General features: G+C 67.5%; 24 protein-coding genes. 18 read left to right on the plus strand and 6 right to left on the minus strand.

Annotated features, from left to right (window positions below; all coding sequences use genetic code 11):
* The first annotated feature begins 22 nt into the window (after positions 1–22).
* Positions 23–1,861 carry an acyl-CoA dehydrogenase gene (locus ACEVFP_RS00765; protein WP_375001436.1) on the plus strand — a complete coding sequence of 613 codons (1,839 nt, stop codon included), beginning with the start codon at positions 23–25 and terminating at the stop codon, positions 1,859–1,861.
* Between the two features lie 82 nt (positions 1,862–1,943).
* Here the strand turns inward: ACEVFP_RS00765 and ACEVFP_RS00770 are convergent, their stop codons facing one another.
* Together ACEVFP_RS00770 and ACEVFP_RS00775 are read right to left on the minus strand one after the other, a co-directional pair.
* Positions 1,944–3,101, minus strand: a complete 1,158-nt coding sequence (locus tag ACEVFP_RS00770) for a saccharopine dehydrogenase family protein (protein WP_375001437.1) — start codon at positions 3,099–3,101, stop codon at positions 1,944–1,946.
* Between the two features lie 229 nt (positions 3,102–3,330).
* Complete coding sequence (locus tag ACEVFP_RS00775; RefSeq protein ID WP_375001438.1) at positions 3,331–3,951, minus strand: TetR/AcrR family transcriptional regulator; 621 nt, start codon at positions 3,949–3,951, stop codon at positions 3,331–3,333.
* Positions 3,952–4,141: 190 nt separating this feature from the next.
* Between ACEVFP_RS00775 and ACEVFP_RS00780 the strand changes: the two genes are divergently transcribed.
* From ACEVFP_RS00780 to ACEVFP_RS00800, 5 genes are all read left to right on the plus strand, one after another.
* The gene (locus ACEVFP_RS00780; RefSeq protein WP_375001439.1) at positions 4,142–5,044 is read left to right on the plus strand and encodes an ABC transporter permease; all 903 of its coding nucleotides are present in this window, start codon (positions 4,142–4,144) and stop codon (positions 5,042–5,044) included.
* On the plus strand, positions 5,041–5,838 hold the full coding sequence (locus ACEVFP_RS00785) for an ABC transporter permease (protein ID WP_375001440.1): 798 nt from the start codon (positions 5,041–5,043) through the stop codon (positions 5,836–5,838). Before ACEVFP_RS00780 ends, ACEVFP_RS00785 begins: the two co-directional genes overlap by 4 nt.
* 5 nt (positions 5,839–5,843) lie before the next feature.
* The gene (locus ACEVFP_RS00790; protein WP_375001441.1) at positions 5,844–6,926 is read left to right on the plus strand and encodes an ABC transporter ATP-binding protein; all 1,083 of its coding nucleotides are present in this window, start codon (positions 5,844–5,846) and stop codon (positions 6,924–6,926) included.
* 218 nt (positions 6,927–7,144) lie between these two features.
* Positions 7,145–8,212, plus strand: coding sequence for an extracellular solute-binding protein (locus ACEVFP_RS00795; RefSeq protein WP_375001442.1), 1,068 nt, complete (start codon positions 7,145–7,147; stop codon positions 8,210–8,212).
* A gap of 144 nt (positions 8,213–8,356) precedes the next feature.
* Positions 8,357–9,940, plus strand: a complete 1,584-nt coding sequence (locus ACEVFP_RS00800; protein WP_375001443.1) for an AMP-binding protein — start codon at positions 8,357–8,359, stop codon at positions 9,938–9,940.
* A 9-nt stretch (positions 9,941–9,949) separates the two neighbouring features.
* On the opposite strand, the gene ACEVFP_RS00805 is transcribed toward ACEVFP_RS00800, so the two are convergent.
* On the minus strand, positions 9,950–10,399 hold the full coding sequence (locus tag ACEVFP_RS00805; protein ID WP_375001444.1) for an acyl-CoA thioesterase: 450 nt from the start codon (positions 10,397–10,399) through the stop codon (positions 9,950–9,952).
* A 104-nt stretch (positions 10,400–10,503) separates the two neighbouring features.
* On the opposite strand from ACEVFP_RS00805, the gene ACEVFP_RS00810 reads away from it, so the two are divergent.
* From ACEVFP_RS00810 to ACEVFP_RS00820, 3 genes are all read left to right on the plus strand, one after another.
* Entirely contained in the window at positions 10,504–11,433 is a 930-nt protein-coding gene (locus ACEVFP_RS00810) for an NAD(P)-binding domain-containing protein (protein ID WP_375001445.1), read from the plus strand.
* A 181-nt stretch (positions 11,434–11,614) separates the two neighbouring features.
* A complete protein-coding gene (locus ACEVFP_RS00815; RefSeq protein ID WP_375001446.1) occupies positions 11,615–12,934 on the plus strand; it encodes a flavin monoamine oxidase family protein in 1,320 nt (439 codons plus the stop codon).
* Positions 12,934–14,220, plus strand: coding sequence for a flavin monoamine oxidase family protein (locus ACEVFP_RS00820; RefSeq protein WP_375001447.1), 1,287 nt, complete (start codon positions 12,934–12,936; stop codon positions 14,218–14,220). The genes ACEVFP_RS00815 and ACEVFP_RS00820 overlap by 1 nt, the downstream gene beginning before the upstream one ends.
* A gap of 520 nt (positions 14,221–14,740) precedes the next feature.
* On the opposite strand, the gene ACEVFP_RS00825 is transcribed toward ACEVFP_RS00820, so the two are convergent.
* Positions 14,741–14,935, minus strand: coding sequence for a hypothetical protein (locus tag ACEVFP_RS00825; protein ID WP_375001448.1), 195 nt, complete (start codon positions 14,933–14,935; stop codon positions 14,741–14,743).
* Positions 14,936–14,954: 19 nt separating this feature from the next.
* Positions 14,955–15,344 carry a DoxX family protein gene (locus ACEVFP_RS00830; protein WP_375001449.1) on the minus strand — a complete coding sequence of 130 codons (390 nt, stop codon included), beginning with the start codon at positions 15,342–15,344 and terminating at the stop codon, positions 14,955–14,957.
* 146 nt (positions 15,345–15,490) lie between these two features.
* Here ACEVFP_RS00830 and ACEVFP_RS00835 point away from each other — a divergent pair, with 146 nt between their 5' ends.
* The 3 genes from ACEVFP_RS00835 to ACEVFP_RS00845 all read left to right on the plus strand — a co-directional run bounded on the left by ACEVFP_RS00835 (position 15,491) and on the right by ACEVFP_RS00845 (position 19,033).
* Positions 15,491–16,369 carry a sigma-70 family RNA polymerase sigma factor gene (locus tag ACEVFP_RS00835; protein WP_375001450.1) on the plus strand — a complete coding sequence of 293 codons (879 nt, stop codon included), beginning with the start codon at positions 15,491–15,493 and terminating at the stop codon, positions 16,367–16,369.
* Between the two features lie 100 nt (positions 16,370–16,469).
* Complete coding sequence (locus ACEVFP_RS00840; RefSeq protein ID WP_375001451.1) at positions 16,470–17,390, plus strand: ABC transporter ATP-binding protein; 921 nt, start codon at positions 16,470–16,472, stop codon at positions 17,388–17,390.
* Positions 17,387–19,033, plus strand: a complete 1,647-nt coding sequence (locus ACEVFP_RS00845; protein ID WP_375001452.1) for an ABC transporter permease — start codon at positions 17,387–17,389, stop codon at positions 19,031–19,033. Before ACEVFP_RS00840 ends, ACEVFP_RS00845 begins: the two co-directional genes overlap by 4 nt.
* A gap of 54 nt (positions 19,034–19,087) precedes the next feature.
* Here the strand turns inward: ACEVFP_RS00845 and ACEVFP_RS00850 are convergent, their stop codons facing one another.
* Positions 19,088–19,465: an ArsR/SmtB family transcription factor gene (locus ACEVFP_RS00850; protein ID WP_375001453.1), complete on the minus strand. Its 378-nt coding sequence runs from the start codon at positions 19,463–19,465 to the stop codon at positions 19,088–19,090.
* Positions 19,466–19,555: 90 nt separating this feature from the next.
* Between ACEVFP_RS00850 and ACEVFP_RS00855 the strand changes: the two genes are divergently transcribed.
* The 6 genes from ACEVFP_RS00855 (at position 19,556) to pstA (ending at position 26,225) form a co-directional block, all read left to right on the plus strand.
* Positions 19,556–20,872 (plus strand): NAD(P)-binding domain-containing protein, encoded by a 1,317-nt coding sequence (locus ACEVFP_RS00855; protein ID WP_375001454.1) that lies wholly within the window; start codon positions 19,556–19,558, stop codon positions 20,870–20,872.
* A complete protein-coding gene (locus ACEVFP_RS00860) occupies positions 20,869–21,933 on the plus strand; it encodes a flavin-containing monooxygenase (protein ID WP_375001455.1) in 1,065 nt (354 codons plus the stop codon). Before ACEVFP_RS00855 ends, ACEVFP_RS00860 begins: the two co-directional genes overlap by 4 nt.
* Complete coding sequence (locus tag ACEVFP_RS00865) at positions 21,926–23,158, plus strand: MFS transporter (protein WP_375001456.1); 1,233 nt, start codon at positions 21,926–21,928, stop codon at positions 23,156–23,158. Before ACEVFP_RS00860 ends, ACEVFP_RS00865 begins: the two co-directional genes overlap by 8 nt.
* 177 nt (positions 23,159–23,335) lie before the next feature.
* Entirely contained in the window at positions 23,336–24,286 is a 951-nt protein-coding gene (locus tag ACEVFP_RS00870; protein ID WP_375001457.1) for a PstS family phosphate ABC transporter substrate-binding protein, read from the plus strand.
* Positions 24,287–24,330: 44 nt separating this feature from the next.
* Positions 24,331–25,293 carry a phosphate ABC transporter permease subunit PstC gene (gene pstC / locus ACEVFP_RS00875; protein ID WP_375001458.1) on the plus strand — a complete coding sequence of 321 codons (963 nt, stop codon included), beginning with the start codon at positions 24,331–24,333 and terminating at the stop codon, positions 25,291–25,293.
* Positions 25,290–26,225, plus strand: a complete 936-nt coding sequence (gene pstA / locus ACEVFP_RS00880) for a phosphate ABC transporter permease PstA (protein WP_375001459.1) — start codon at positions 25,290–25,292, stop codon at positions 26,223–26,225. The genes pstC and pstA overlap by 4 nt, the downstream gene beginning before the upstream one ends.
* The last annotated feature ends 57 nt before the right edge of the window (positions 26,226–26,282 follow it).

Genomic DNA, 26,282 nt, shown 5'->3' on the forward strand with positions numbered 1-26,282 from the left:
CCTCGGACCGCGTACGCCGCCGGTGACCGGGACCGTCCTGCAGCGCCACCTGCTGCCCGTCCTCGAGTTCCTGTGCACGGAGTGGCTCGACCTGGAGTCGCTCCTGAGTCGGCCTCGCTTCGCCGACCACTCGTCGCAGAGCTGTCGTGACCTGCTCAGCACGGCGTCCGACATCGCTGCGGCGACCTTCGAGCCGGCCAACCGGGTCAGCGATCTGGCGGAGCCATTCATCGACCCCGACGGCGCCGTGGTGCTGCCACCTGAGACGCACGCCGCGTGGGACGCTTACACCACGCTCGGCCTGTCGTCGGCGACCCACGACGCCGAGCGTGGCGGGATGCAGCTGCCGAGGATGGTCGACGCCGCGGCGCAGGTGATCTTCGGGGCGTCAGGCGGCAATCTCGTGCCCGCGATGCTCGCGGAGGCGAATGCGTCCCTCATCCTCGCGCACGGCACAGAGGCCCAGAAGCGCGTCTTCGCGGAACCGGAGCTCGCGGGCCGGTGGGCCGGGACCATGGCGATGTCGGAGTCGCAGGCGGGATCGTCGCTCTCCGACATCACCACCAAGGCGGTTCCCGACGGTGAGGACCATGCCGATGACCCCCTCGGTCCGCGCTTCCGGGTCCGCGGGGCAAAGATGTGGATCAGCGCCGCCGAGCACGAGCTGACGGAGAACATCATCCATCTCGTCCTGGCGAAGATCCCCGGACCGGATGGTGCGGTGGACCCGAGCGCGCGCGGGATCTCCCTGTTCATCGTGCCGAAGATCGTCGTCGACGCAGAGGGGGTGCTGCTGGAACGCAACGACGTCACGCTCGTGGGACTGAACCACAAGCTGGGCAATCGGGGCATACCCAACACCGTCCTCGAGTTCGGTGACGGTACGCAGACCCCCGGTGGGCGACCCGGTGCCGTCGGCTACCTCGTGGGGGAGGCCGGCGACGGTCTGCGACAGATGTTCCACATGATGAACGCCGCGAGGACCGCGATCGGTCTCGGCGCCGGTGCCGTGGGTCTGGCCGGGTACGCGCTCTCCCTCGACTACGCCAAGCAACGGCACCAGGGACGCCGGCGAACCGTGAGTGGCAAGGACGCCACCGCACCTCAGGAGCCCATCCTCGAGCATGCCGACGTGCGCCGGATGCTCCTGGCGCAGAAGGCCTACAGCGAGGGAGCCGTCGCCCTCGCGCTCTACGCCGCGAAGCTGCTGGACGAGCAGCAGACCGGTAACGACGAGGAGGCACGGTCGGCAGCGCAGCTGCTGGAGATCCTGACCCCGATCGTGAAGAGCTGGCCGAGCGAGTGGTGTCTTGAGTCCAACAGCCTCGCGATCCAGGTCATGGGAGGCGCCGGCTACACCCGGGAGTACCTGGCCGAGCAGTACTGGCGCGACCAGCGACTCAACATGATCCACGAGGGGACTCACGGCATCCAGGCGCTCGACCTGCTCGGCCGCAAGGTGCGCATCGACGACGGAGCCCTGCTCACGCGTCTCGGTCTCGAGCTCTCCGCAACCTCACGGCGAGCGGCCGCCGCTGGGATGACCTCCGAGGCCGCGGCGCTCGACGACGCGTGGACCGCTCTGCGTGAGACGACGACGGCGGCCTGGTCGACGGGAGATCCCGGCGAGGCTCTGGCCAACGCGACGCCGTACTTGCAGGGCTTCGGTCACGTCGTCATGGCCTGGATCCATCTCGACCTGGCGGTCGCCGCGGCCGCCTCGTCGCACGCCCAGGCTGCCGGCAGGTCGGCGGCCATGCGGTACTTCTTCGCCTACGAGCTGCCGAAGGTCGGCGCGTGGCTGGCTGTCGCGGCTCGCCGTGAGCCGCTGTGCCGCGACGTCGAGCCCAGCGCCTTTTGACAACAGCGTCCGACAGCACGCGGGCCCTGTGGGGTCCGCCCTCTCCTCGCTGGGATGTCTGAGGATCGGCAGGTTCGTCGGGTCAGTCGTCGATCGGTGCGATCCGCACGTCCAGCAGCGGCTCGCCCTCACGGGCTCCGGAGTACGGCACGAGGCGCTTGAACATGACCTCGGGGTCGATGCACGCCTCGGGCCCCATCACTCCGCGGGTCTTCACCTCGTCCCGTGCGACCATGCCCGCCGCGATCGCGAGGGGGATGCAGGTCGACTCGCCCATGCCACCTTCCGGGAAGGCGTTGGTGCTGACGGTGACACGAACGCGTCGACCGTCCCGAGTGCCCTCGGCGTAGGCGAAGACGCCCGGAAAGTCCGGCACGGGACCGGCGTCCGGTCCACGCCGACCGGACGACAGGATGAACTCCTTGCTGCCCTCGGCGACGCTGAGCTCGCCGGCTCGAACGCGGTCACGCACTGCCCGCGCGGCGTCGATGAGTCCGGGGCGGGCGAACATCAGGTTCAGCGACTCGCTGATCTCCGGGAACGCGATGGGCAGGGTGATCGGTTCAGGATGGCCGCACGTCCAGACCGGAGCCGCGCCGATGCCGGGGACCTCGACCTCGAGCTGTTCGAGGGCGTCGGCCTGCTGCGCCTCACCGTCGCGCCAGATGCGGATCGGTTCGGCGAGGTTGTGGATCCAGTGGTCGATCGCTGCTGAGGGCCTGACGTCGTCAGGATTCTCCGGTGCCTTCGGAACGCCCGAGCCCCCTCGCCAGACGGTGTGCAGCTTCTGCGTGAAGTCGAGCTCACGATGTGCTCCCGCCGCCAGCAGGTTCGACAGTCCGGGGGACGCTCCCATCCCGATGAGGGCGATGATCCCTGCTTCCCTGGCTGCGTCGTCGAGCCGCAGCATCTCCAACGTAGGTTCCCAGTCGTCCGCGATGTCCGCGTAGTGGCATCCGGCCTCGATCGCTGCTTCGAGAACGGGTGGGCCGAACAAGTAGAACGGACCGACGGTGTTGAGCACGAGATCTGCCTCGCGCAGGGTGTTTACGAGCTCACCGGCGTCCGTGATGTCGAGTGCAGTCGCCGAAGCCTTGGAGCCCAACGTCGTGGCCAGCTCGGCGGCTCGGAATGCGTCTCGATCCGCGATGAGAACGGACTCGATCTCCGGGTCCTCAACCGTCGCCCGGCAGGCGACTCGTCCCATGTCGCCGGCCCCTCCCACGATCACGATGCGCATGCTGCTCCTCCGTCTCGACGGCTCTGCGAGTGCCGAGCCTGGATACACGAACCGATGACTCGGCGGCGTTCTCGGCCACAGTGACACCGTCCTGCCAGCGAGGGCGGGGCGTCCCAGCCGATCAACCCACGTGGGGGATGCGTGGACACGAAGTCAGGTGTCCTGTCCGGGAGCAGCCGAGGACGGCGGAGCGATGCGTGCGACAAGCTCCGGACCGAACTGGCAGATGTCAGCCGCGAACCATCCGCAGCACGAGCTCGGCGTACTGGTCGCCGACCTCGTCCTCTGTGAGAGGGCCATCGGCTCGGTACCAGGTGAAGATGTACTCGCACATCGTCGAGATGGCGAACGCAGTGACCGTCGGCTCCTTGATCTGGAAGACCTGCTCGGTGCGGCCCTGCTCGAGGATCTCGCGGAGCAGGTCCAGGTAGGGTCTCCCCGCCCGCAGCAGCTCGCGCTGCTTCTCGCTGCTCAACGACGAGGCCAGGCTCGCGTAGCCGAAGTTGCAGTTCGCGTCGAGCTCGGTCAACTGCATCCGGACGTACGCGCGGGCGTAGTTGACCAGCCGTTCCTCGGCAGTGCCGTTCTGGGCGGCCGCAGCCAGCCCCTCGAAGGCGACGCTGTACAGCGAGTGGAGAGCCTCGGCGAGCAGGTCGTGCTTAGACGGGAAGTGCCAGTAGATGTTCGCCGGTGTCATGCCAGCGGCGGCTGCGATCCGGGACACGGACGTTCCCTCGTAGCCGTACTGCTGGAAGTACCGAATGGCAGCTCCGAGGATGCGCTCGCGTGCTCCCACGGGGTCATCGGGGACGGTGATCGAGCCTGCCTTGGCGGATGTCCCCGGTCTCATGAGGCGATCGTAGTGAACCAGCGACCTGCTGACCTCCCCCAGGTGGGTGCGATTCCGTAGGGCCTGGATCGATCCCCCAGTCGGGTTGAGTCCAGAGACAGCGCGAGTGCAGGGGATCACCCCTGTCTACGGTCTCCTGACTGCGACGTTCCGATATGACTGATGCGACGACCAAGGGACGAGGTGTTGGATGGCCGGGCCACGATCAGAGACGGCTGGACGCGGGAGGGCTCCCGGGCCACGGCCGTCCGGGCGACGGTGGGGTGCGGCGCTGCTCATCGTCGTGCCGCTGCTCTTCGTCGCCGGTGTCTTCGGCTATCCACTGCTGCAGATCTTTCGGCTGAGCTTCACGGAGTTCCTCGACGCCAGTTCGGGCGGCGTTCTGGCCAACTACATCTGGTTCCTTGGCAGCAGTGCGCAGATGGACATTCTGCGAAGGACCTTCGGGGTCGCGGCACTGGTGACGTTGGCCTGTCTGGCTCTCGGCTTTCCATACGCCTACCTGATGACACTGGTCGGGTCTCGGATGCGTCTGGTGATGATCGCCTTCGTCCTGCTGCCGTTCTGGTCGAACCTTGTCGTGCGTACCTTCGCTTGGGTCGTCCTTCTCCGAGACTCCGGCCCGGTCCAGTCGGTACTGACAAGTATGGGGATTGAGGTCAGACTGCTGGGGGCCACCGCCGGAGTGACCATCGGAGCCATGCAGGTGTTGCTGCCGTTCCTGATCCTGCCGCTGTACGCGGGCCTGTCCGGCATCGACAGGAGGTTGCTCGACGCAGCGCAGAGCCTTGGAGCCCGACCAATGAGCGCCTTCGTCAAGATCTACCTTCCGCTCGCTGTGCCCGGGATCCTGGCCGGTACATCGATCGTCTTCATCTTGACCCTGGGCTTCTACTTCACCCCGGCGCTGCTCGGAAGCCCGGGCAACAGCCTAGTGTCGCAGCAGATCGCCATCCAGGTCAGCGAGCTGCTTGCCTTCGGTCGCGGAGGAGCGATGGCCGCCGTGGTTCTGGTCGTCACGTTGATCTTGATGGGCCTCGTGGCGCTGGCCACTCGCCGGTACACGAGAGTTCTCGGGACGGAGACGCGATGAATCGCTTCACGTGGAGTCCTTCTCGTATCCTGCTCGTCGCCTTCTCCGCGGTGGTTGCCCTGGTCCTGATGGGACCGACGCTGGTCGTGGTGCCGCTGAGCTTCACCGGCGAGCGGAGCTTCCAATTCCCGCCACAAGACTGGTCGATGCAGTGGTATCGCAACTTCTTCGAGAACCCGGCCTGGCTGGATGCCGCAACGTACTCACTGCGTATTGGTCTGGTGGTGGCGCTGCTGGCCACAGTGCTCGGTACGGCAGCCGCCATGGCTCTCACGTCCGGGACCGGACGGTGGCGCATGCCTGCCCGCGCGTTCCTGCTGATGCCGATGATCGTCCCAGGTGTCATCACGGCGATCGGCATCTACTACGTCTTCTTGCGCCTGGGCCTGACGCAGGAGTTCTGGGGCTATGTACTGGCGCACACCGTGTTGGCCGTACCGTTCGTGGTCGTCGCCGTCTCGGCGTCGCTGCAGAGTCTGGATCGACGACTGGTCCAGGCCGCGTGGAGCCTCGGAGCCGGGCCGTGGGCTGCGTTCCGCCAGGTCACGGTCCCGCTCATCGCGCCGGGTGTTCTGACCGGAGCAGTCTTCGCGTTCCTCACCTCGTTCGATGAGGCGATCGTGTCGTTGTTTCTGGCCGGCCCCTTCTCCAGGACCTTACCCATCCAGATCTACCAGAGCGTGACCTCCGAGGTCGATCCTACGATCGCTGCCGCGTCGACCATGCTGCTGGTGGTCACGAGCATCTTCATCGTCGCAGTGGGATTCCTCACTCGTGCACAGAACAGGCGGTAGCACTGATGTCCAACCATGGGATCGGAGTACAGATCACCGGCCTCACCAAGCGGTACGGAGATGTGAACGCGCTCGACGGGATCGACCTGACCATCGCACCCGGCGAGTTCATCACGCTGCTTGGACCGAGCGGGTCAGGCAAGACCACGACTCTGAACGCTATCGCCGGGTTCGTCGAACCGGATGATGGCCAGATCGTACTGGGCGACCGACCGCTGAACGGTGTGCCGACGTGGAAGCGCGAGGTCGGCGTCGTGTTCCAACACTATGCGCTGTTCCCGCACTTGAAGGTTTCGGCCAACGTCGCCTTCCCGCTCAAGCAGCGCAGGGTCTCCAAGAGTGAAAGCGCAAGAAGGGTCACCGAGGTCCTCGATGTGGTCGGACTCACCGATCTGGCCGACCGCTACCCGCGCGAGCTCTCCGGTGGTCAGCAGCAGCGGGTCGCGCTGGCTCGTGCGCTCGTGTTTGGGCCCAAGCTGCTGCTGCTCGATGAGCCTCTCGGCGCTCTGGACAAGAGACTGCGCGAGGTGCTGCAGCTCGAGATCAAGAGGATCCATCGCGAGACGGGTGTGACGTTCGTGTTCGTCACCCACGACCAAGAGGAAGCTCTGGTCATGTCCGACCGGATCGCGGTGTTCAACGACGGTCGAATCGAGCAGGTCGCACCGGCCGAGGAGCTGTACGAGCGTCCTCGGACCCTGTTCGCCGCAGAGTTTCTCGGTGACTCCAATGTCCTGCGCGGCACGGTGACTCGCGGGGCGGGCCGTGACGTCCTGACCTCTGATCGTGGCGCAGTCCAGCTTCCCGCTCAACACGGCCTGGATGAGGATGCCCTCGCAGCGTTGGTCGTCCGGCCCGAGAATCTGGTCGTCCAGAGGCCTCATGTGGCTGTTGCGACAGGCCGGGACTCCCGAGACGCTGTGGTCACCGAGGTCATCTACCTGGGGGGCCGCCGTCGTGTCGTCCTGGAGGTCGCGGGTGAAGAGTTCATCGCCGACCAGATGAGCGGGATGGACAACGTCATGAGCGGGGAGCCGGTCACCGTCACGTGGGAGATCGATCGTGCAGCGGCCGTGCCGGTCAGCTGATCCCGACGCTGTCGGACCCGCGCCTGCATCCCTCGGACACCGGCCCGATCGCTGCGATCCGTCTACTGGTGCAGGGAGATCGGGGCCGCAGGAAATCGATCCCCCAAGCGGGTGGATTCCACCCGCCGACCTGACGTTTGTGAGGTAGGTCTCATTAACGTCTGAGGGTCGATGGCGGTGTGGTCGTCGACGATCCCACCCCGGTGAATGGAGCTGAGATGAAGTGGAACCCACTGACGGGCCTGGTGGCCGTCATATCGTGCCTGAGTCTGGTCGCGGCCGGCTGCAGCAGCGGCTCTGGTGACGGCGACTCGGAGCTGGCCGATCAACAGCTGGTGTTCGTCAACTGGGGCGGGCAGAGCGTGGACGCCGCGAAGCAAGGCTGGCTCGACCCGTTCACAAAGAAGACGGGTGTGGAGTTCGCCCAGGACAGTCCCACCGACAACGCCAAGATCAAGACCATGGTCACCGGCGGCAAGACCACGTGGGACGTGGTCGACACCGACGTGGCCTCCGGCGGCAGCGAGTGCGGCACCCTGTTCGAGGAGCGTCCCGCGGACTTCGACATGTCCGAGATCAGCGAGGAGTACATATCCGACGACTGCGGCGTTCCGATCATCATCCAGGCGGTCGCCCTCGTCTACAACAAGGAGGCCTTCGGCGACGCTCCGCCCACCTCTGCCACGGATTTCATGGATACCGAGACCTATCCCGGCAAGCGTCTGGTCTTCAACTACCCCGTTGGTTCCGCCGAGCCGTTGTTGATGGCTGACGGGGCCTTGCCCGATGAGATCTTCCCGATCGATTGGAACCGGATCAACGACATCTTCAGCCGTCTCGGGAACGATCTGGAGCCGAAGGACTCCATCGCACAGATGGACGAGATGGTGCAGGCAGGGGACTTCGCGATGTGCTTCTGCTACCTGGGCCGGCTCGCCACGCTGCCGGAGACGGCTCGAGAGAAGATAGGCATTGTGTGGGACAAGACCTACCTCGCCTGGGACGGCCTGTACGCGGTCAAGGGATCGGAGAGCCCCGAGGCGCAGATGGAGTTCATGCAGTTCCTCGCGACTGCCGAGGGTCAGAAGGGCTACTCGGAGCACCTCGCCTACAGTCCGACCACGAAGGGGGGCCTGGACGAGGGAGACGTCTCGGAAGGCTTCCAGCCGTACCTCCCGGACTTCAACCAGGACAAGATCGAGGAGATCTACAACCAGGACGCCGAGTACTGGACGGAGAACATCGGTCAGGCGATGGACGACTGGACGTCCGCCGCTGCAGGCTGATCCACCGGAGAAGGGCCGGTGCTCGTGTCGACGACGCGAGCACCGGCCCTTCTCCGGTCATGTGGCCTCGCGGGGATCCCCTCGGTGGGCGTTCTTCCGTCGAAGCAGCGTCCGAGTTGGAGTGGGTGCACGATGCTGATGTCCGTGAGCATCGATCTTGACCCGACCGAGACACCCGTCCGCGACCTGAGATCCGCGGCTGCCACGCGCCCGCACCAACGGTTCGTCACCATTGCCGGTCGCCCGTGGACCCATCTGGAGATGTGGGAGTGGGCCGAGGCGGCGGCACGCGGGCTACGGGACCTGGGAGTTGAGTCGGGGGGCCGGGTCGTGATCATGGCACCCAACGTCCCCGAGTCGCTTCACGCCTGGTTCGGGGTGCAGCTGGCCGGGGCCGTCGATGCACCGATCTCGGTGGAGGCTGCCGGAGCCTATCTCGCCTACGTGATCGACGACCTCGATGCCGTTGCGGTGGTCGGTACCCCTGAGACCCTCGCGATGGTGTCGTCGGCGACCGACCGGGTGCTGCCGCTCCGTGTGGTGATCGGTGATCGATCGCTCGTCCCGGACCTGGATGGTTCTGTCACGGTGTCCTTCGACGAGCTGGTCGTTCGCGGCCGCCGGTCGCAGGAGCCGGTCGAGCCACCAGATGCTTGGACCCTCGGCACGATCATGTATTCATCGGGCACCACCGGTCCGTCGAAAGGTGTGATGCTCTCCCAGGGCTACTACTCAACTCTGGCCCGTGTGCATGCCACGTTCGCTGAGCTGCGTCCAGGTTCGCGCTTCTACTGTGTCCAGCCGCTGTGTCATATCGACGCCCGCTCCGCCGTCATAGACGCGCTACATCTGAGGGGGGAGATCGTGCTCGGTTCGCGATTCAGTGCGAGTCGCTTCTGGAGCGAGGTGGAGGAGTGCGACGCGGACGTCTTCCTGTACGTGGGAACGATGATCCATCTGCTGTTCAAGCAGTCCGAGCGCGAGATTGTGCCGCGAGAGCGCCGCAGGATCGGCTTTGGCTCGGCTACTCCAGCGTCGGCGCACCGCGAGTTCGAGCGGCGCTTCGGAGTCGATCTTGTCGAGGGCTACGGCATGACCGAGTTCGGTCTTATGGCTGGTCAGAGACCCGGGCGCCCCGAACCCGGCACAGTGGGACCCGAGCTGGATTGGGTTGAGGCTCGTCTGGTCGATGAACACTCCCGAGACGTCGGAGACGGGCAGGTCGGCGAGCTGGTCGTCCGTCCTCGTGGTCAGCACCTGCACATGATGGGGTATTGGCGCAAGCCGGAAGCCACGGTCAAGGCGTGGCGTGGGTTGTGGTTCCACACCGGTGACCTGCTTCGCCGACTGCCCAGCGGCTCGCTGGAGTACATAGGCCGCACCAAGGACTCGATCCGCCGCCGGGGTGAGAACATCTCGGCGTGGGAAGTCGAGGAGGCAGCTGCACAGCACCCGGGTGTGCTGGAGGCGGCGGCGATCGGGGTGCCCTCAGATGTGGGTGACGAGGACGTCGCGCTGTTCGTGGTCCCTTCGCGTGCCGGCATCCCCGACTTGGCCGAGTTGCGTGAGGCCATGGGAAAGGACGTTCCGCGCTACGCGTTGCCGCGCTTCATCGAGATTGTGAGCGAGCTGCCCAAGACGCCTTCGGAGCGAGTCGCGAAGGCGGCTGTGCGTGAGAGGGGCATCACCGCAGAGGCAAGGGACTTCGACGAACGCCGCCGGCCATGACCGCGTACGTCAGGTGACGGTGTCGAGGTGGCGCTGCAGGGAAGCCCGTTCTTCGGGGCGCATTGCTTGCTTCGTCCGAGACTCGTGATCCCACGCGACATACCGGATGTCGGCCTGCGCACACGGCGTGCCGGTCGCGTCGGCCAAGATCACGCACAGCCGGAACGTCGTCGTCCCGAGGAGCGTGGGCCGCACGTACACGCGGGTGGGCGATCGCGATAGCAGGACCTCGTGCCGATAGACCACGCTCAGCTCGGCCGTCACGTAGTCCGGGAGGCGGGTGCCCAGAGCGTGGATGAGGAACTCCGACGCGGCGCGCTCAAACACCACCGGGTAGTGCACGGCGGTCATGTGGCCGTACTCGTCGATGCTCGACGGTGGTACGGCGTACGTGGTCGACCACCAGAGCTCGAAGTTGTCGGGGAAGTCGAACCGGTGTCTCGATCGCGAGTCAGTCATGGCCGGACGCTAGGGACCGGGTGCTGCCGCACGTGGGCCAGACGATGGAACCCCACCCAGGTGGGTGACCTGTCTGCTCTCGATCGCGATAGGTGCTCCACCCGATGCACTGTGGCGTCACCACTTGGGCAGGCCGGGAACGTCTGCGCCTACCCCGCAGAATCAGGAGATCGGACATGGCAGACAGAGGCGTGGCAGTACTCGGACTGGGAATGATGGGATCGGCACTGGCTGGGGCTCTGCTGGAGGCCGGACTTGACGTCTGTGTGTGGAACCGGACGCTTGAGAAGGCGGAACCCTTGCGTTCGGCCGGCGCGACCGTGGCCCGGGACGTGGCCGATGCGGTGTTCGACCGAGATGTGGTCGTGGTGTGCCTCGCCGAGCATGACCTGACCGCGCCGCTGCTGCAGGATGCGGACCTGGTGGGACGTTGCGTGGTCCAGCTGACAGCCGGCAACCCCGCCGAGTCACGAAGACTCGACTCGTGGTTGAGTGCCCGCGGTGCTCAGTTCGTTGAGGGGCAGATCATGGTGTACCCCGACACCGTCGGCACCGAGGGCTCGCGGATCATGTACGCCGGCTCGCGGAGCGCCCTCACACAGGCTGAGGCAGTGATCGCTGCGCTCGGCGGTGCGGTGGACCTCGGCGACGAGGTCGGTTCGGTGAGCGGGTTGGCGGTTGCTGCGCGGACGGCGTATGCCGCTGCCTCGGTGGCCACCACCCTGGCAGTTGAGATCGCCCGTTCTCACGGCGCTCCGGTCGACGCTACTCTGGCCGAGATCGGTCCGCTTCACGAGCTGGCTGTGACAGGCGTTCGCCGGTCGCTGGAGGATCAGGGGCCTTGCGACGACGGCGACGTCGCAGTGACGATCGAGCGCCTGGCGGCAGGGACCAGATCGTTGGTCGCCGTCGCGGAGAGTGTCGGCTTGGACAGCGGAGTCCTGCAGGGGGGTCTTGGCGCCCTTGAGCGAGCAATCGAGGCGGGTCATGCGGGTGCGCCGATCGGTTTCGTGGCACCTGCTCTGCACCGGTAGGTTCCGCCCTCGCTCCGGTGCTCGATCACAAGCGCGACGCCATGACCTAGGTGCGCGTCGAGATCGATCCCCCGATCGGGCGCGATCCACACGGTGCGGCGCTGGACGGCCGGATACGACAGTGAAATGTCGTGGTGAAGGTTGATGCCTCACCACGACACCGACAGCGGAGGTAAGCAAAGTGCAGTTCCTCGAGGACGCACCAGTGATCATCATCGGCGCGGGACTGGCCGGCCTGACCACGGCGTGGCGCCTGCGTCAAGACGGTCGTGAGGTCATCGTTCTGGAGGCCGCCGACCGCATCGGCGGCCGTGCGGTGCAGTCGGCCCGCGTGTGGGACGACGGACAGTACGCCGAGCTTGGTGGTGAACTCATCGACTCGGCCTACCATGCGGTCCGTGCTCTGTGTGCCGAGCTCGACGTGGAGCTGCTCGAACCCAACATCTACGGGGAGCGGCACGACGGCGACGAGTCACTGATGGAGGGCTACCTCCGTGTGGCTGGCTTCGTCCTCGGCGACCGCGTTCTGAGCCGCACCGAGTGCGACGAGATCGGTGTGGAGCTTCGGTCGGCCGCTCAGGCCCATCGCCCACATCCGGGAGAGATCGTCGAGCAATGGATTCGACGGGCGCGACTCTCCGAACCTGCCGCCGGTGTGACCCGTGCTCTGGCTCGACTGCTCACCCAGCTCGACCCATGGGACTGCGACACTCACTTCGTCTTCGGAGCTCAGGACGGCACCTTCCAACGTATCCGTGGCGGTACGCAGGGCCTGTTCCTGGCTCTCGCGGACGGGGTGGACGTGAGGCTGAACGACCCTGTTGTCCGGGTCGAGCGGGACCGGCTCGTACGAGTCACGACGACCTCCGGGCAGAAGCTGGTCGGGTCCGCGGTCGTCTGCGCGGTGGGACCCTACGCCATCTCGACGATCGGTTTCGATCCACCGCTTTCTGACGAGCGGGTCATGACAGCCACGTCGTTGCTGCCCGCGATGGGCGGCAAGGTGATGGCCCAGTACGTCGAGGGTGATCTTGTTCGTGAGGCGTTCGGTTCGCTGGTGTGCACCGATGGCGTCATCAACGCAGCGTGGGTCACCGCGCCGAGCGCGGCGGGGACGCCTGAGATCGTGACTTCATTCTTCGCCGGCACCGAGCGTGGACTCCTGGCAGATCCCGAGGCCGCGTATGCGCGGCTCGACGCCTTGGTGGCCGACGTCGTCGGGTCGCCGGTCACCCGTGTGCACGGCGAGGTCAAGAACTGGTGGGCTGAGCCACTCCACCTGGGCGTGACGGTGGCCCCGGCCGAGGGCACTCGCGCCGAGGTGGCCGGGATCCTCGGCGGTGAGGAGTTGGTGACGCACTTCGCCGGTGACTACACCGACGCACCGATGTCCGGGACGCTCGAAGGGGCCGTCCGGTCCGGCCTGCGGGCCGCGAACGAGGTGCTACGGAAATCCGACGCCGTCCATACCGACCACGTGACTGAAAGGCTGTCGATCTGATGACCACCGCGATCATTGGCGCCGGGCTGGCTGGACTCTTCGCCGCCCGCCGGCTCGAGGCGGCAGGGGAGGACGTCGTCGTCCTCGAGGCCACTGAGCACCTCGGAGGACGGACACGTGGGGATCGAGAGGCCCTTCAGTATGGTGCCGTGGCTGACCTGGGTGCGTCCTGGCTCGACCGCGGGCAGGACCGCCTCCTGAGTTTCTGCCTCGAGCAGGACATCAAGCTGTCGGCCCAGGTGGCGATGTACCCGAAGGGACCGGGCAGCCGGTACAGTGCCGCCTCGATCCTGCTGGGCAACATCGTGGTGAACGGCAGACGTTTGAGCGACTCGGAGCGCGAGGTGCTGGCCACGGAGGTCGAGGAAGCGCTCGCCACCTCACCACCAGGCCTGGCGGAGACTGTCGTGGCTTGGGGGCGTCGAGTGGGTTTGTCGACTGCTGCGTTCGATGCCTACACCATGCAGACAGGCTTCAACCCCGTCCAGCGGCCGGAAGTGACATCGACGTGGCACGTCCATCCCGGTGACATCGGCCGCGTCTGCTGGCTCATCGACGGCAGTACCGACGTGCTGGCGCAGCGCGCATCAGAGGGACTGGACATCCGCTACCGGGAGCCTGTGCGTTTGGTGTCACGGCGCGGCAACGGATATCAGCTCTCGACTGACACAACTGAGTTCAGCGCCGGCGACGTCGTGGTGACATCTTCCGTGCACGCCATTCGTCGGATCGGTTTCGACCCTGTGCTGCCGTCGTGGAAGCTCGAGGCTCTGCTGCAGTCCCCCATGACTCAGGGCGGCAAGGTCGTGGGACAGTACCGCGACGGAGAACGGATCTGGGACGCGGCGGGCCCATCGACTCTGACTGACAGCACCGCAGCCATGTTCTGGTTCAAGCGCACTGCCGGAGACACCGTCACGGCGCTGGGCACGATGCCCGACCGTGGTGATGGACTGCTGGATGACGAGGACGCCGCGCTGGCGCTTCTGGATCAACAGGTGGAGGCGGCCTCGGGCGTCGTCCCGCAACGAATCGGCGGGATCGTCCAGAACTGGACCGGGGAGGAGTTCTTCGGCGGAGTCGTCAGTTCCCAAGCCGGTGGAGCACCTCGTCGCGAAGTTCTGGCAGCCGCCGTCGGCGGTATCCACTTCGCGGGCGAAGCAACGGGTTCCAGGTGGGCGACCGCCATGGAAGGGGCTGTGCGATCAGGAGAACGTGCAGCAGACCAGATCCTGCAGAAGCGTCGTTCCCGCCACGGCGGCCTACTGGCATCGCGCATCCGTTGAGCAGTCAGTCCGAACGAACGCGGGTAGTTCGAGGGATCGGCCGACACGACGGCGTTGGTCCACCTGCACATCGAACTCCCGGTGTGAGGAGGGGCGCCCGTGACGATCCGTGGAGACCGACCAGCCCAGCCCGCCAACCCGTTCGGGGTGGGGGTTGGAGCCTGCTCGGTACGGTGCACGCTCGGCGGATGGCTGACTTGACCACGGCGTGCGGGCTGCCGGCTCATGAATGGCCGCTTCAGCTCACGCGAGTTTTCGCGCCCAGTCCGGACTCCTGCGCGGACTGTCAGAAGGCGTTGCGCACGCAGTCCAACGACTAGCGAGGAGTCGACCTTTGCAGCCTTCCTGGCCCGGGTGCACCGGAGCCCGAGCAGGTTCGGTTTCAGATCCGGCTCAGTGAAGTGAATCTCGCCCAGGGAAGTCGGGACACATCGGTTGACTACCCGACAGTGTTCGGTTGCGGCAGAGGCTGCTTTCGAGGTCATCGTGAAACGACGTCAAGCCGGACAGGTGGAGCGGGCTACGTCTCTGCACCACACGTGTCCGTCCTACCGCCGAACCGCATCATGTCCTTGAAGACGGCCGGGTGGTTCCACATCACCCCAGCGCTCTCGGGTACGGAGCCGAGCATCTTGCGCATGACGATCTTGAGCACGTCGCCGTACAGGCCGTTCATCTCGGTCTGGGGGATTCGAGCGCCGACGCCTTGGCTCACGGCGCGATCCCATCAGCCGTCAACCGGTGAACGACTCGGGGCCGAAGCGGCCCCACGCGACGAACGCGGTGAGGCTGAGATAGAGCACGTTCACCAGAGCGTGCTTGAACTCCCGGCGCCGGGACATCACGATCGCAGCGCCCACCATGATCGCCGCCAGACCGGTCGCGGCCAGCGGCACCAGAACGGGCGCGATGTCGAGCAGAGCGGGCAGGACCAGGCCGATCGATCCGAGGATCTCCAGGACGCCGATGGCCTTGACGGCACCCGGGCTGAAGTCCCAGACCCACGCCGAGAAGTCGCCGCCGAGCCGGGCGATCTTCTCTCGGGGTAGCAGCGTCTTGGCGACGCCGCTGGCCATGAAGAGGATCGCCAGGATTCCGGCGATGATCCACAGAGCCGTGTTCATGAGGTCTCTGCGTCCAGCGTCCTGGACGGCAACGCCTTGAGCGGGGTGGTCATGCGTGGTTGCATCGGAATGCTCCTCATCGGTTACCTCGGCCCCTTCGGGACCGTCATCACCCATGACGGAACTCGTCCGACGGAGGTAACACGATGACCGCACCAGGCCCACAGGTGACCGAGGCGTTCGAGGAGCAGCGCGCCCGCTTGGTGGGGGTGGCCTACCGGATACTCGGCTCACAGGCAGACGCCGAGGACGCGGTACAAGAGGCGTGGCTCCGCCTCGCGCGCCAAGACCCCGCGGCGATCGACAACCTCCCGGGTTGGCTGACCACCGTGGTGAGCCGCGTCTGCCTCGACATGCTGCGCTCGCGCAAGGCCAAGTCCGAGGCCCCGTACGAGGAGTGGCTGCCCGAGCTCGTCGTGACCGTGGACGACGACGCGGCTCCCGAGGACGACGCAGTCCTCGCCGAATCGATCGGGCTCGCGTTGCTCGTGGTGCTCGACACCCTCCGCCCCACCGAACGGCTTGCCTTCGTGCTGCATGACATGTTCGGCGTGCCGTTCGAGGAGATCGGTCAGATCATCGGCAAGTCGAGCGACGCCACCAAGATGCTCACCAGTCGGGCCCGTCGCAAGGTGCAGGGCACGCAACGACCCCACGACACGCTGCAGCGCCAGCGTGCCGTGGTCGATGCATTCCTGGCCGCAGCCCGCAGTGGAGACTTCGACGGACTGCTGCGGGTCCTGGACCCGGACGTGACCTGGCGCGCCCACACACCGCGTGGCGTGGTCGTCAGGCTGGGAGCGAGCGAGGTGGCCGGCAAGCTCCAGAACGCATCCCGTGCGAAGAACGTGACTGCGCGCCGCGTCCTCGTCAATGGCGAGCCCGGGGTCATGGCATGGGCGGCCACGGGTGAGCCCCGGGCCGTCATGGCGTGCACGGTCGCTGGCGGCCGAATCGTCGAGGTCCTCTCCGTGATCGACCCGAGCCTGCTCGCCGGGATGGATCTCCCCGGACACCCCGACTGACGAGCGAGGACCACCCGCGCTCCTGCGGTGGCGACGCCCTGGCTGTTACCTCCTCGGGGTTCGGTTCGTCACCATGGCGAACCGTCTTCAAGGAGCCCCCATGACCACAGCCATCGCTACCTCGGCGCTGGTGAAGACCTTCGGCCCGACTCGTGCACTGGACCGCCTCGACCTCACGGTGGAGACCGGCGAAGTGCATGGCTTCCTCGGTCCGAACGGCGCCGGCAAGTCCACCACCATCCGCGTGCTGCTCGGTCTGCTGCGGGCCGACTCCGGCCGTGTGGAGGTGCTCGGCAGCGACCCCTGGCGCAGCGCCGTCGCCCTGCACCGCCGCCTGGCGTACGTGCCAGGCGACGTCGAGCTCTGGCCCAACCTCACCGGTGGTGAGGCGATCGACCTGCTCGGCCGGCTCCGAGGCGGCCTCGACCAGAGCCGCAGGGCCGAGCTGATCGAGCGATTCGACCTCGACCCCACCAAGAAGGGCCGCACCTACTCCAAGGGGAACCGCCAGAAGGTGGCGATCGTGGCGGCGCTCGCCTCCGACGTCGAGCTGCTGGTGCTCGACGAACCGACTTCCGGACTGGACCCGCTGATGGAGGTGGTCTTCCAGGACGTGATCCACAGCGTGAAGGCAGACGGTCGTACGGTTCTGCTCTCCAGCCACATCCTGGCGCAGGTGGAGGAGCTCGCCGACAGGATCAGCATCATCCGCCAGGGCGAGATCGTGGAGTCCGGGACGCTCACGCAGATGCGGACCCTGACCCGTACCACCGTCGAGGCTGAGACGGGTCGTCCGGTGGCTGGTCTGGAACGACTGGCGGGCGTCCACGACGCGGAGGTCGACGACCGCCGCGTGCGGTTCGCGGTCGAGGGTGACCACCTCAACGACGCCATCGGTGTCCTGACCGAGTTCGAGATCCGGTCCCTGGTGTGTCACCCGCCGACGCTGGAGGAGCTCATGCTGCGCCACTACGGCGACGACGCCGCCGATGCCGCCGATGCCGCCGGGGAGGAGCGATGACGACAGCTGCAGTCCTGGAGCCACCCCGCACGAGCCCCGCCGCCCCCGGCAACGTACTGACCGGCACTGGCACCCTCATCCGGTTCATCCTGCGCCGTGAACGAATCAAGCTGCCTGCGTGGTTGCTGGGGATGGCCGCTCTGCTGTCCTTCTTCATCCCGGCGATATCCGAGGTCACCGCGACCGAGGAGCAGCGCCAAGATGTTCGCCGGATCATGGAGGGGGCGGTCGGTGCGGTGTTCGGCCCCGGCTACGGCCGCGACGACATCACCGCGGAACGCTACGTCGTCGGGGTCTACGGCTTGTTCTTCTTCGTGCTGGCCGCGCTGATGAGCATCCTGCTGGTTGCCAGGCACACGCGGGCCGAGGAACAGGACGGGCGAGCCGAGCTCGTCCGCTCCAACGTGGTGGGACGGCACGCGCCGCTCACCGCAGTCCTGAGCGTCGCGGTCGGTGCCAACGTGGTGCTGGCGCTGCTGCTCGGAGGTGTCCTGATCACGCGTGACCTCGACGGGGGCCAGGGACTGCTGTTCGGTGCCAGCGTCGGCGCGGTGGGGCTGGTCTTCGCCGGACTCGCCGCGCTCACCGTCCAGGTCACCGAGTACAGCCGCACCGCGACCGGGCTCGCCGGCGCGATGTTCGGCGTCGCGTGGGCGGTGCGGGCCGCGGGCGACATGATCAGCGACTACGGCAGTGCGCTGTCGTGGTTCTCGCCGCTGGCCTGGTCGAACCAGACCAGAGCGTACGTCGACGGTCGATGGTGGCCACTGCTGCTGTCGGTCGGGCTCGCGGTGGCGGCCATGGCGCTCGGGTATGCGCTGTCGGCCCGCCGGGACGTCGGTGCGGGGCTCATCGCCGCCCGCCCCGGGGTGCCGTCGGCCGCGCCATGGCTCCGCTCACCCCTCTCTGCCGCGTTCCGGCTGCAGCGAGCCAGCCTGCTCTGGTGGACGGTCGCGCTGTCGGTGTTCGGTTTCATGTTCGGTGCACTCGGTGATCAGGTCGCCGACCCTGCGGACATGAGTGAGGGCAGGGTCGAGATGTTCGGCGGCTCCGTGGACACCTTGCTCGACGGCTACCTCGGCGTGATCACCCTGTTCACGGCCGTCCTGGCCGGCATGATGGTGGTCCTCGGCGTCCAGGCCGTGCGATCGGAGGAGACCAAGGGCCGGGCCGGGCCGGTGCTCGCGACCGCCGCGAGCCGCTGGAGCTGGTTCGGCAGCTACCTCGCGGTGATCTCACTGGGCCTGGTGGGGCTGCTGCTGGTCGCCGGTCTCGCGACCGGGGTCGGGACCGCCGTCTCGGTGGGCGACGGCTCGTACATCTGGGACGTGGCCGCTGCCCACCTGGCACACACTCCGGGTGTGCTGGTCCTGCTCGGGATCGCTGCTGTGCTGTTCGGTGTGCTCCCGAGGGCCATCGGGGCCACGTGGGTCGTGGTCGGACTCAGCCTGTTCGTCGGACTCTTCGGCACGCTCACGGATCTTCCCGCGTGGCTGCGCAACCTCTCGCCGATGGAGCCTGCGGGTCAGCCGCCCCTGGACAGCATCTCGTGGTCGGCGTCGATCGCCTTGCTCCTGGTCACCGGCGCCTTGGTCGCGGCCGGGCTGGCGGCGTTCCGCCGCCGGGACCTCGACGGCGCGTGAGGGCACGGGCCGGTGACCAGGACGCGATCCGGTTCCGACGATCCCTCCCGGAGCTCACGATTGCGGGCGGACTGCTCCAGTGAGCGCCTTCGTCGCGTCGGTCAGCGGCCCCGTGGTGGGTCGGTAGTAGGCCCAGCGGCCGCGTTGTTCGCGGGAGACGAGGTCGGCGTCGACGAGCAGCTTCATGTGGTGGGAGACGGTGGGCTGGGACAGGCCGACCGGTGCCGTGAGGTCGCAGACGCACAGCTCCCCGGCGGTGCTCGCGGTGATCAACGACAGCAGCTTCACCCTGGTCGGGTCGCCGAGTGCCTTGAAGACCTTGGCGACCTGGACGGCTGCCGCGTCGTCCAGTGAGTCCGGGGCCGGTGCGCAGCAGGACGCTGAGACTTCTGGGCTGGGGATGTCTGGGGCGGTGCTGGTCGCGGCGGCCATGGATTGATCCTATCCATCGCATTGACATTTGTCGATGGATGGAGCAGGGTCGGGTGCATCGAAGAACGTCAATGGATCGAGGTTGGTGTCATGTTGCCTGTCGTCGTGATCGGAGCGGGCCCGCAGGGGCTGGCGGCCGCCGCCCATCTGGTCGAGCGGGGTGCGGAACCGCTGGTGCTGGAGGCCGGGCAGGGTCCGGCTGCGGCGGTGCGCGAGTGGGGTCATGTGCGGTTGTTCTCGCCATGGCCGGAGCTGGTCGACGCCGCGAGCAGACGCCTGCTGGGGCCGACTGGGTGGCAGGCGCCGCAGACCGGCTACCCGACGGGCGCGCAGTGGGTCAGCGAGTACCTGGCGCCGCTGGCCCAAGCCTTGGGCGATCGTGTCCGGTACGGGTCGCGTGTGGTGGGTGTGGGCCGCAAGGGCCGCGACCTGTCGGTGGACTCCGGGCGTGAGCAGCAGCCGTTCGTCGTGCACGCCCGTGACCACTCGGGCCGCGAGGAACGGATCGAGGCGCGGGCGGTGATCGACGCCTCGGGCACGTGGCGCCAACCCGGCCCGGCGGGCGCCGACGGCCTCCCGGCCCTGGGTGAGGCGGCTGCGCGCGCCGCGGGGCTGCTGTCCTACCAGATCCCCGACGCTGCGACGGACGAGTTCGCGGGCGCCCACACGGTGGTGGTCGGCAGCGGGCACTCGGCGGCCACGGCGATCGTGGAGCTGGCGCGTGTCGGGAAGCGGCGGCCTGGGACCCAGATCACCTGGGTGCTGCGCCGTGGTCAGGTGGGCGACACCTTCGGTGGCGGCAGCGCCGACGAGCTCCCCGAACGTGGCGCGCTCGGTCAGCGTGCCAAGCAGGCGGTCGAGGACGGGCTGGTCGACCTGGTGACCGGGTTCCGTACCGAGCGCATCGACCTGCACGGCGGCCGCGCGGCGCTGATCGCCGAGGACGGCCGCGTCCTGCAGGCAGCCGATCACGTGACGGTGTTGACCGGCTTCCGTCCCGACGTGTCGTTCCTGTCCGAGGTGCGGCTGGACCTGGACGTGCGGTTGCAGGCTCCGGCGCGGGTGGCGAGCGAGGTCGATCCGAACATTCATTCCTGCGGGTCGGTGCGTGCCACGGGCGCTGCCGACCTGGCCCACCCGGAGGATGGTTTCTTCATCGTGGGCGCCAAGTCGTACGGACGTGCCCCGACGTTCCTGGCGCTGACCGGTTTTGAGCAGGTCCGCAGCGTCGTCGCCGAGCTCGTCGGGGACCACGAGGCCGCCCAGCGGGTGGAGCTGGCCCTGCCCGATACTGGCGTGTGTGGTGGCGCGGGCGTCTTCGACGCCCCGGACGAGGCGGCCGCGGGCTCGTGCTGCGGCCCTGCGGACACCTCGCTGCTGACCATCGGCAGTGCGGGTGCCCCGTGAGGCGCCCACGGCTGGTGGTCGTCGGGGGTGGCCAGTCCGGACTGGCCGCAGCTCGCGCGGGGAGCGAGCACGGTTGGGAGCCGGTTATCCTGGAGGCCGGGCCGGAACCGGTCGGGTCGTGGCCCGCCTACTACGACAGTCTCCGGCTGTTCTCACCCAGCGAGTTCAGTGGGTTTCCCGGCTATCGCTTCCCCGGTCCTGCCGGCCACTACCCGACGCGCGATGAGGTGGTGGGATTCCTGCGGGGGTACGCGGGCTGGCTCGGCGTCGACATCAGGACGGGCTCACGGGTCGTCGACGTCGCGGCTGGTGATGGAACGTTCACCGCGACCCTGGCCGATGGTGAGCTGGTCGCCGGCGACGCGATGGTCGCGGCGACGGGTTCCTTCGCCAACGGCTACCTCCCAACGATCGCCGGGAGCCAGGAGTTCGGTGGCCAGGTGCTGCACGTGGCCGCGTATCGGTCACCGGAGGTGTTCGCCGGTCAGCGGGTCGTGGTGGTCGGGGCCGGAAACTCCGCCGTGCAGGTCGGCTACGAGCTGGCACAGGTCGCCGAGACCTCACTGGCGGTGCGCGAGCGTATCCGGTTCATGCCCCAGGTCCGCGCCGGCCGCGACGTGCACTTCTGGTTGCACACCCTGGGAGTCGACCGGCTGCCGCCCTCGGTGCTCTCACGCATCGTCCACGGCACCCCTGTCCTGGACACAGGCACCTACCGCGACGCCCTGGCCTGCGGAGCCTTGGACCAGCGGCGCATGTTCACCGCATTCACCGACGATGGAGTGACCTGGCCCGATGGCACGCGAGAGCGGGTGGACGCGGTGATCTTCGCGACCGGGTACCGGCCGCACCTGCCGTACCTGGAGTCCTTGGATGCGCTCGACGGCACGGGGATGCCGCGGCACCGGCGCGGTGTGTCGACCACCCATCCCGCCCTGGGCTACCTCGGGCTGGAGCTCCAGCGGTCCTTGTCCTCCAACACCTTGCGCGGGGTCCACCGGGATGCCGGCCACGTGCTCCGGTCCATGGCAGTCCAGTCGCGGAGGGTGTCCGTTGGCTGACCACCAGCGCACATCGCCCGTCTCGCAGGGAACCAACCGCACCGGGGCGGGCGTCGTCCTGGCCGGGTTGTGCCTCACCGAGATCGTCTCCTGGGGCGTGCTCTACTACGCGTTCCCCGTGCTGGCGCCTCGCATCAGCGCCGAGACCGGGTGGTCGTCGATGAGCGTGGCTGCCGCGTTCTCGGCCGCGCTGGTGGTCTCCGCGCTGCTCGGTGTGCCGGTGGGGCGGTTCATCGACCGGCACGGCCCGCGCCTTCCGATGACGGTCGGCTCGGTCGTGGCCGTTGCCGCCATGGCCGTGGTGGCCACCGCGCCGAACCTGGGCATGTTCGCCTTCGGGTGGGTCCTGGCCGGAGCGGCGATGGCCGGGGTGCTGTACCCGCCGGCGTTCGCCGCCATCACCCGCTGGTTCACCGACCGACGGCTGCAGGCATTGGCGATGCTCACGCTGGTGGCCGGCTTGGCCAGCACCGTGTTCGCGCCCCTGGTCGCCGTCGGGGGCGGGACCCTCGGCTGGCGCGGCACCTACTTGGCGGCGGCTGTCGTGCTGGCCGTCGTGACGATCCCCGTCCACTGGTTCCTGCTGCGTCGTCCGTGGCCGCGCGAGGAGCACGGCGAGCACGATGCCGAACCCGTGACCGCCTCGGCGTACGCGTCGCAGATCACCTCCAGTGCGCAGTTCCTGCTGCTCACCATCGGTCTGGCGCTGGTCTCCCTGGCGATGTATGCGGCATTGATCGCCATCGTCCCGCTCATGCTCGAACGGGGGCTCAGCACGCAGCTGGCCGCCTGGGTGCTGGGCCTGGGCGGGCTCGGCCAGGTGGCCGGCCGGCTCATCTACACCGCGGTGGCCCCTCGAGTCTCGTTGGGAGTGCGGACTGCGACGGTGTTCGTCCTGGTAACCGCGAGCATCGCCGCCCTGGCCGTGGTGCCCGGCCCGGCGTCGTTGCTGGTCGCTCTCTCCGTGGCTGCTGGCGTCGGCCGGGGGATCGCCACCCTGCTGCAGGCCACCGCGGTCACCGACCGGTGGGGACCGCGGGCCTACGGACGTCTGTCCGGGGTCATGGGCCTCCCGGTCCTGGTGGCTGCCGCCCTGGCGCCGTGGGTGGGAGCAAGTCTGGCCACCGTGACCGGCAGCTACGCCATGGCCTTCGCCGTGCTGGCCCTGCTCTCCGCGGCCGGCACGGTGCTCATGATCCTCAGCACTCGTAGCCGTACCGCCTGACGCTCCTCGCCGCGCCGCTGGGCTCAGCATCGACGACCCACAACGATCGATCGGCATCTATCTTTCATGGTTCATTCCGGCGTCGTTCACCCGTCATTTACATAGACAGGGCTCGATGGTTCTGTTCGAGACATCCCCCAGGCCGTTGACGCGGCCCGTCAAGACAGGAACCATTTCGTGTCCCAGATCCCCCAGCGCACTGCAGTCGCCATCGGTGCCGCCGCCCTGACCTTCTCGATCGCCGCCTGCGGTGGTAGCGCTGGCGGCGAGGACGGCGGCCTTGCCGGCGAGATCGTCATCGACGGCTCCAGCACGGTGACGCCCCACACGATCCCCGCCGCCGAGCTGTTCCAGCAGGAACATCCAGACGTGAACATCCCGGTGGCGACATCGGGCACCGGCGGAGGTTTTGAGAAGTTCTGCGCCGGCGAGACCGACATCTCGATGGCCTCCCGGCCGATCAAGGAGGAGGAGGTCGACGCCTGCGCCGATGCCGGAATCGAGTACACCGAGATCGGTGTGGCCAACGACGGCTTGGCGGTCGTCGTCAACCCCGAGAACGACTGGGCCGAGTGCCTCACCGTCGATGAGCTCTCCTCGGCCTGGGCCACGGACGCCACCGCGGAGTCGTGGTCGCAGGTCCGCTCGGACTTCCCGGACGAGCCGATCGCGCTCTTCGGCCCGGGCAGCGACTCCGGGACGTTCGACTACTTCACCGAGGCGATCAACGGCGAGGAGGGCAACATCAAGACCGGCTACACCGACATCGGTGAGGACGACAACGCCGCCGTCGACGGAGTGGCCAGCGATGCCAACGCGATGGCCTTCCTGCCGCTGTCGTTCGTGGAGGAGTCCGGCGGAGCGGTACGGGCGGTCACCGTCGAGAACGAGGCCGGCGACTGCATCGAGCCGACCATCGAGACCGTGCAGGACGGGACCTACAACCCGCTCGGCCGCCAGCTCTACATCTACCCGAGCGGTGACGCCCTCGAGCGCGACGAGGTCCTCGAGTTCCTGACGTTCTACATCGACAACCAGGCGGAGATCGCCGAGGAGGCGCTGTTCATCCCCTTGACGGATGAGCAGGAGGACGTGGCCCACGCCGCGGTCGATGAGCTGGTCAACTGATCCGCCGCTTCGGTGAGAGATCCACGAGGACCGAGAGAGCGACGATGAGCGTCAACCTGACGGAGACCCCGAGCGTCGACGACGCACCGATCGACCTGAGCGCACGAGACAAGCGCTGGGGCGAGAGGGCGATCGTGGCCTGGTTGTTCGCCACCGCTGCACTCTCGGTCCTCGTGACCATCGGGATCGTCCTGTCCCTGATGGGGCCGGCAGTGGAGTTCTTCCGCGAGATCTCGATCTTCCAGTTCCTCCAGGCGGGGACCTGGGCGCCGCGGCAGGGCGAGTTCGACGTCATCAACCTGTTCGTCGGCACCCTCAACGTCACGATGTGGGCCATACTCATCGCCATTCCGGGTGGCCTCGGCGCGGCGGTCTGGCTGAGCGAGTACGCATCCTCGCGTGCTCGCAACGTCATCAAGCCGGTGCTGGAGGTGCTGGAGGGTGTGCCGACCGTGGCCTACGGCCTGTTCGCCTACCTCTTCGTGACGCCGATCCTGCATGACGTCTGGCCGACGTTCCTGCCGGGCAAGCTCGGCGAGCCGCCGGGCATCTTCTCGGCGGGCGCCGCCGGTCTCGTGATGGGGATCATGCTCATCCCGACGATCGCCTCGATCTCCGAGGATGCCATGCGGGCCGTCCCGCAGGGTCTGAGGGAGGCGGCGTACGGCCTCGGCAGCACACGCATGCAGGTGTCGGTGAAGGTCGTGGTGCCTTCGGCACTCTCGGGCATCATCGCGGCCTTCGTGCTCGGTGTCTCCCGGGGGATCGGCGAGACGATGCTGGTGCTGATCGCCGCGGGCGCCACCCCCAACCTCACCCTGCTTCCCAACGAGTCCGTCCAGACGATGACGGCCTTCATCGCCCGCACCGCCACCGGCGACATCTCGCAGGGCAGCATCGACTACAACGTGATCTTCGCCGTCGGAGCACTGCTGTTCGTCATCACTCTCGTGATGAACCTGATCAGCACTGCTCTGGTGCGCCGATTCCGGGAGAGCTACGAGTGAAGAACGCCTCGCACAACCGTGTCGCGATCAGTGCGGCCCACGATGTCACGAGCGCCGCACTGAGCGGATCCGACCACGCCGGCCGGTGGAAGGGGCTGCTCTTTCAGGCTGCCTTGCTGTGCTGCGTCTTCGCGGCGATCGCCACCCTCTTGATGGTGATCGTCTGGGCCTGGGTGACCGGCTCGTCGCGGCTCGACCTCAACCTGCTGACGCAGATGCCGTCGGGTCTGCGGACCAGTCTCGGCGAGTCAGGCATGCAGTCGGCGATCTTCGGCACCCTGTGGGTGATGGCGGGTCTGATCGTCACCGTGGTGCCGCTCGGTGTCAGCGCTGCGATCTACCTGGAGGAGTTCGCGGACAAGTCCACGTGGTACGTGCGGCTGATCGAGGTCAACATCCAGAATCTGGCGGCCGTCCCGTCGATCGTCTTCGGCATCCTCGGGATGGCCTTCATCATGCGGGGGCCGCTCAGCCTCGGGTCCGTGGTGTACACCGGATCCTTGACGCTGGCCTTGCTGGTGCTGCCGACCGTGATCGTCACCGCCCGTGAGGCGGTCCGCGCTGTGCCTGTCTCGATCCGCCAGGCGTCGATGGGACTGGGAGCCACCAAGTGGCGCACCATCTGGCACCAGGTGCTCCCTCCCGCCATCCCCGGCATCATCACCGGCACGATCCTGGCTCTCTCACGGGCCATCGGGGAGGCCGCGCCGCTGATCATGATCGGCACCGCCACCTTCGTGCTGCAGAACCCCAGCAGCTTCGTGGACGGCAGGTTCACCGTGCTGCCGGTCCAGATCTACTACTGGAGCAGCCAGGCGAACCACGACTTCCACGTCCTCGCCGCCGCCGGAATCATCGTGCTGCTGGCGATGCTGCTGGCGATGAACTCGCTCGCGATCTGGCTGCGGATCCGGCTGAGCCGGACGTACTGACCCCCCACCCACCCGAGAACCGAGGACGGACATCCCATGAAGAAGCCGGTGACCTAC

Source organism: Aeromicrobium sp. CTD01-1L150, assembly GCF_041951745.1.
Classification (GTDB): domain Bacteria; phylum Actinomycetota; class Actinomycetes; order Propionibacteriales; family Nocardioidaceae; genus Aeromicrobium.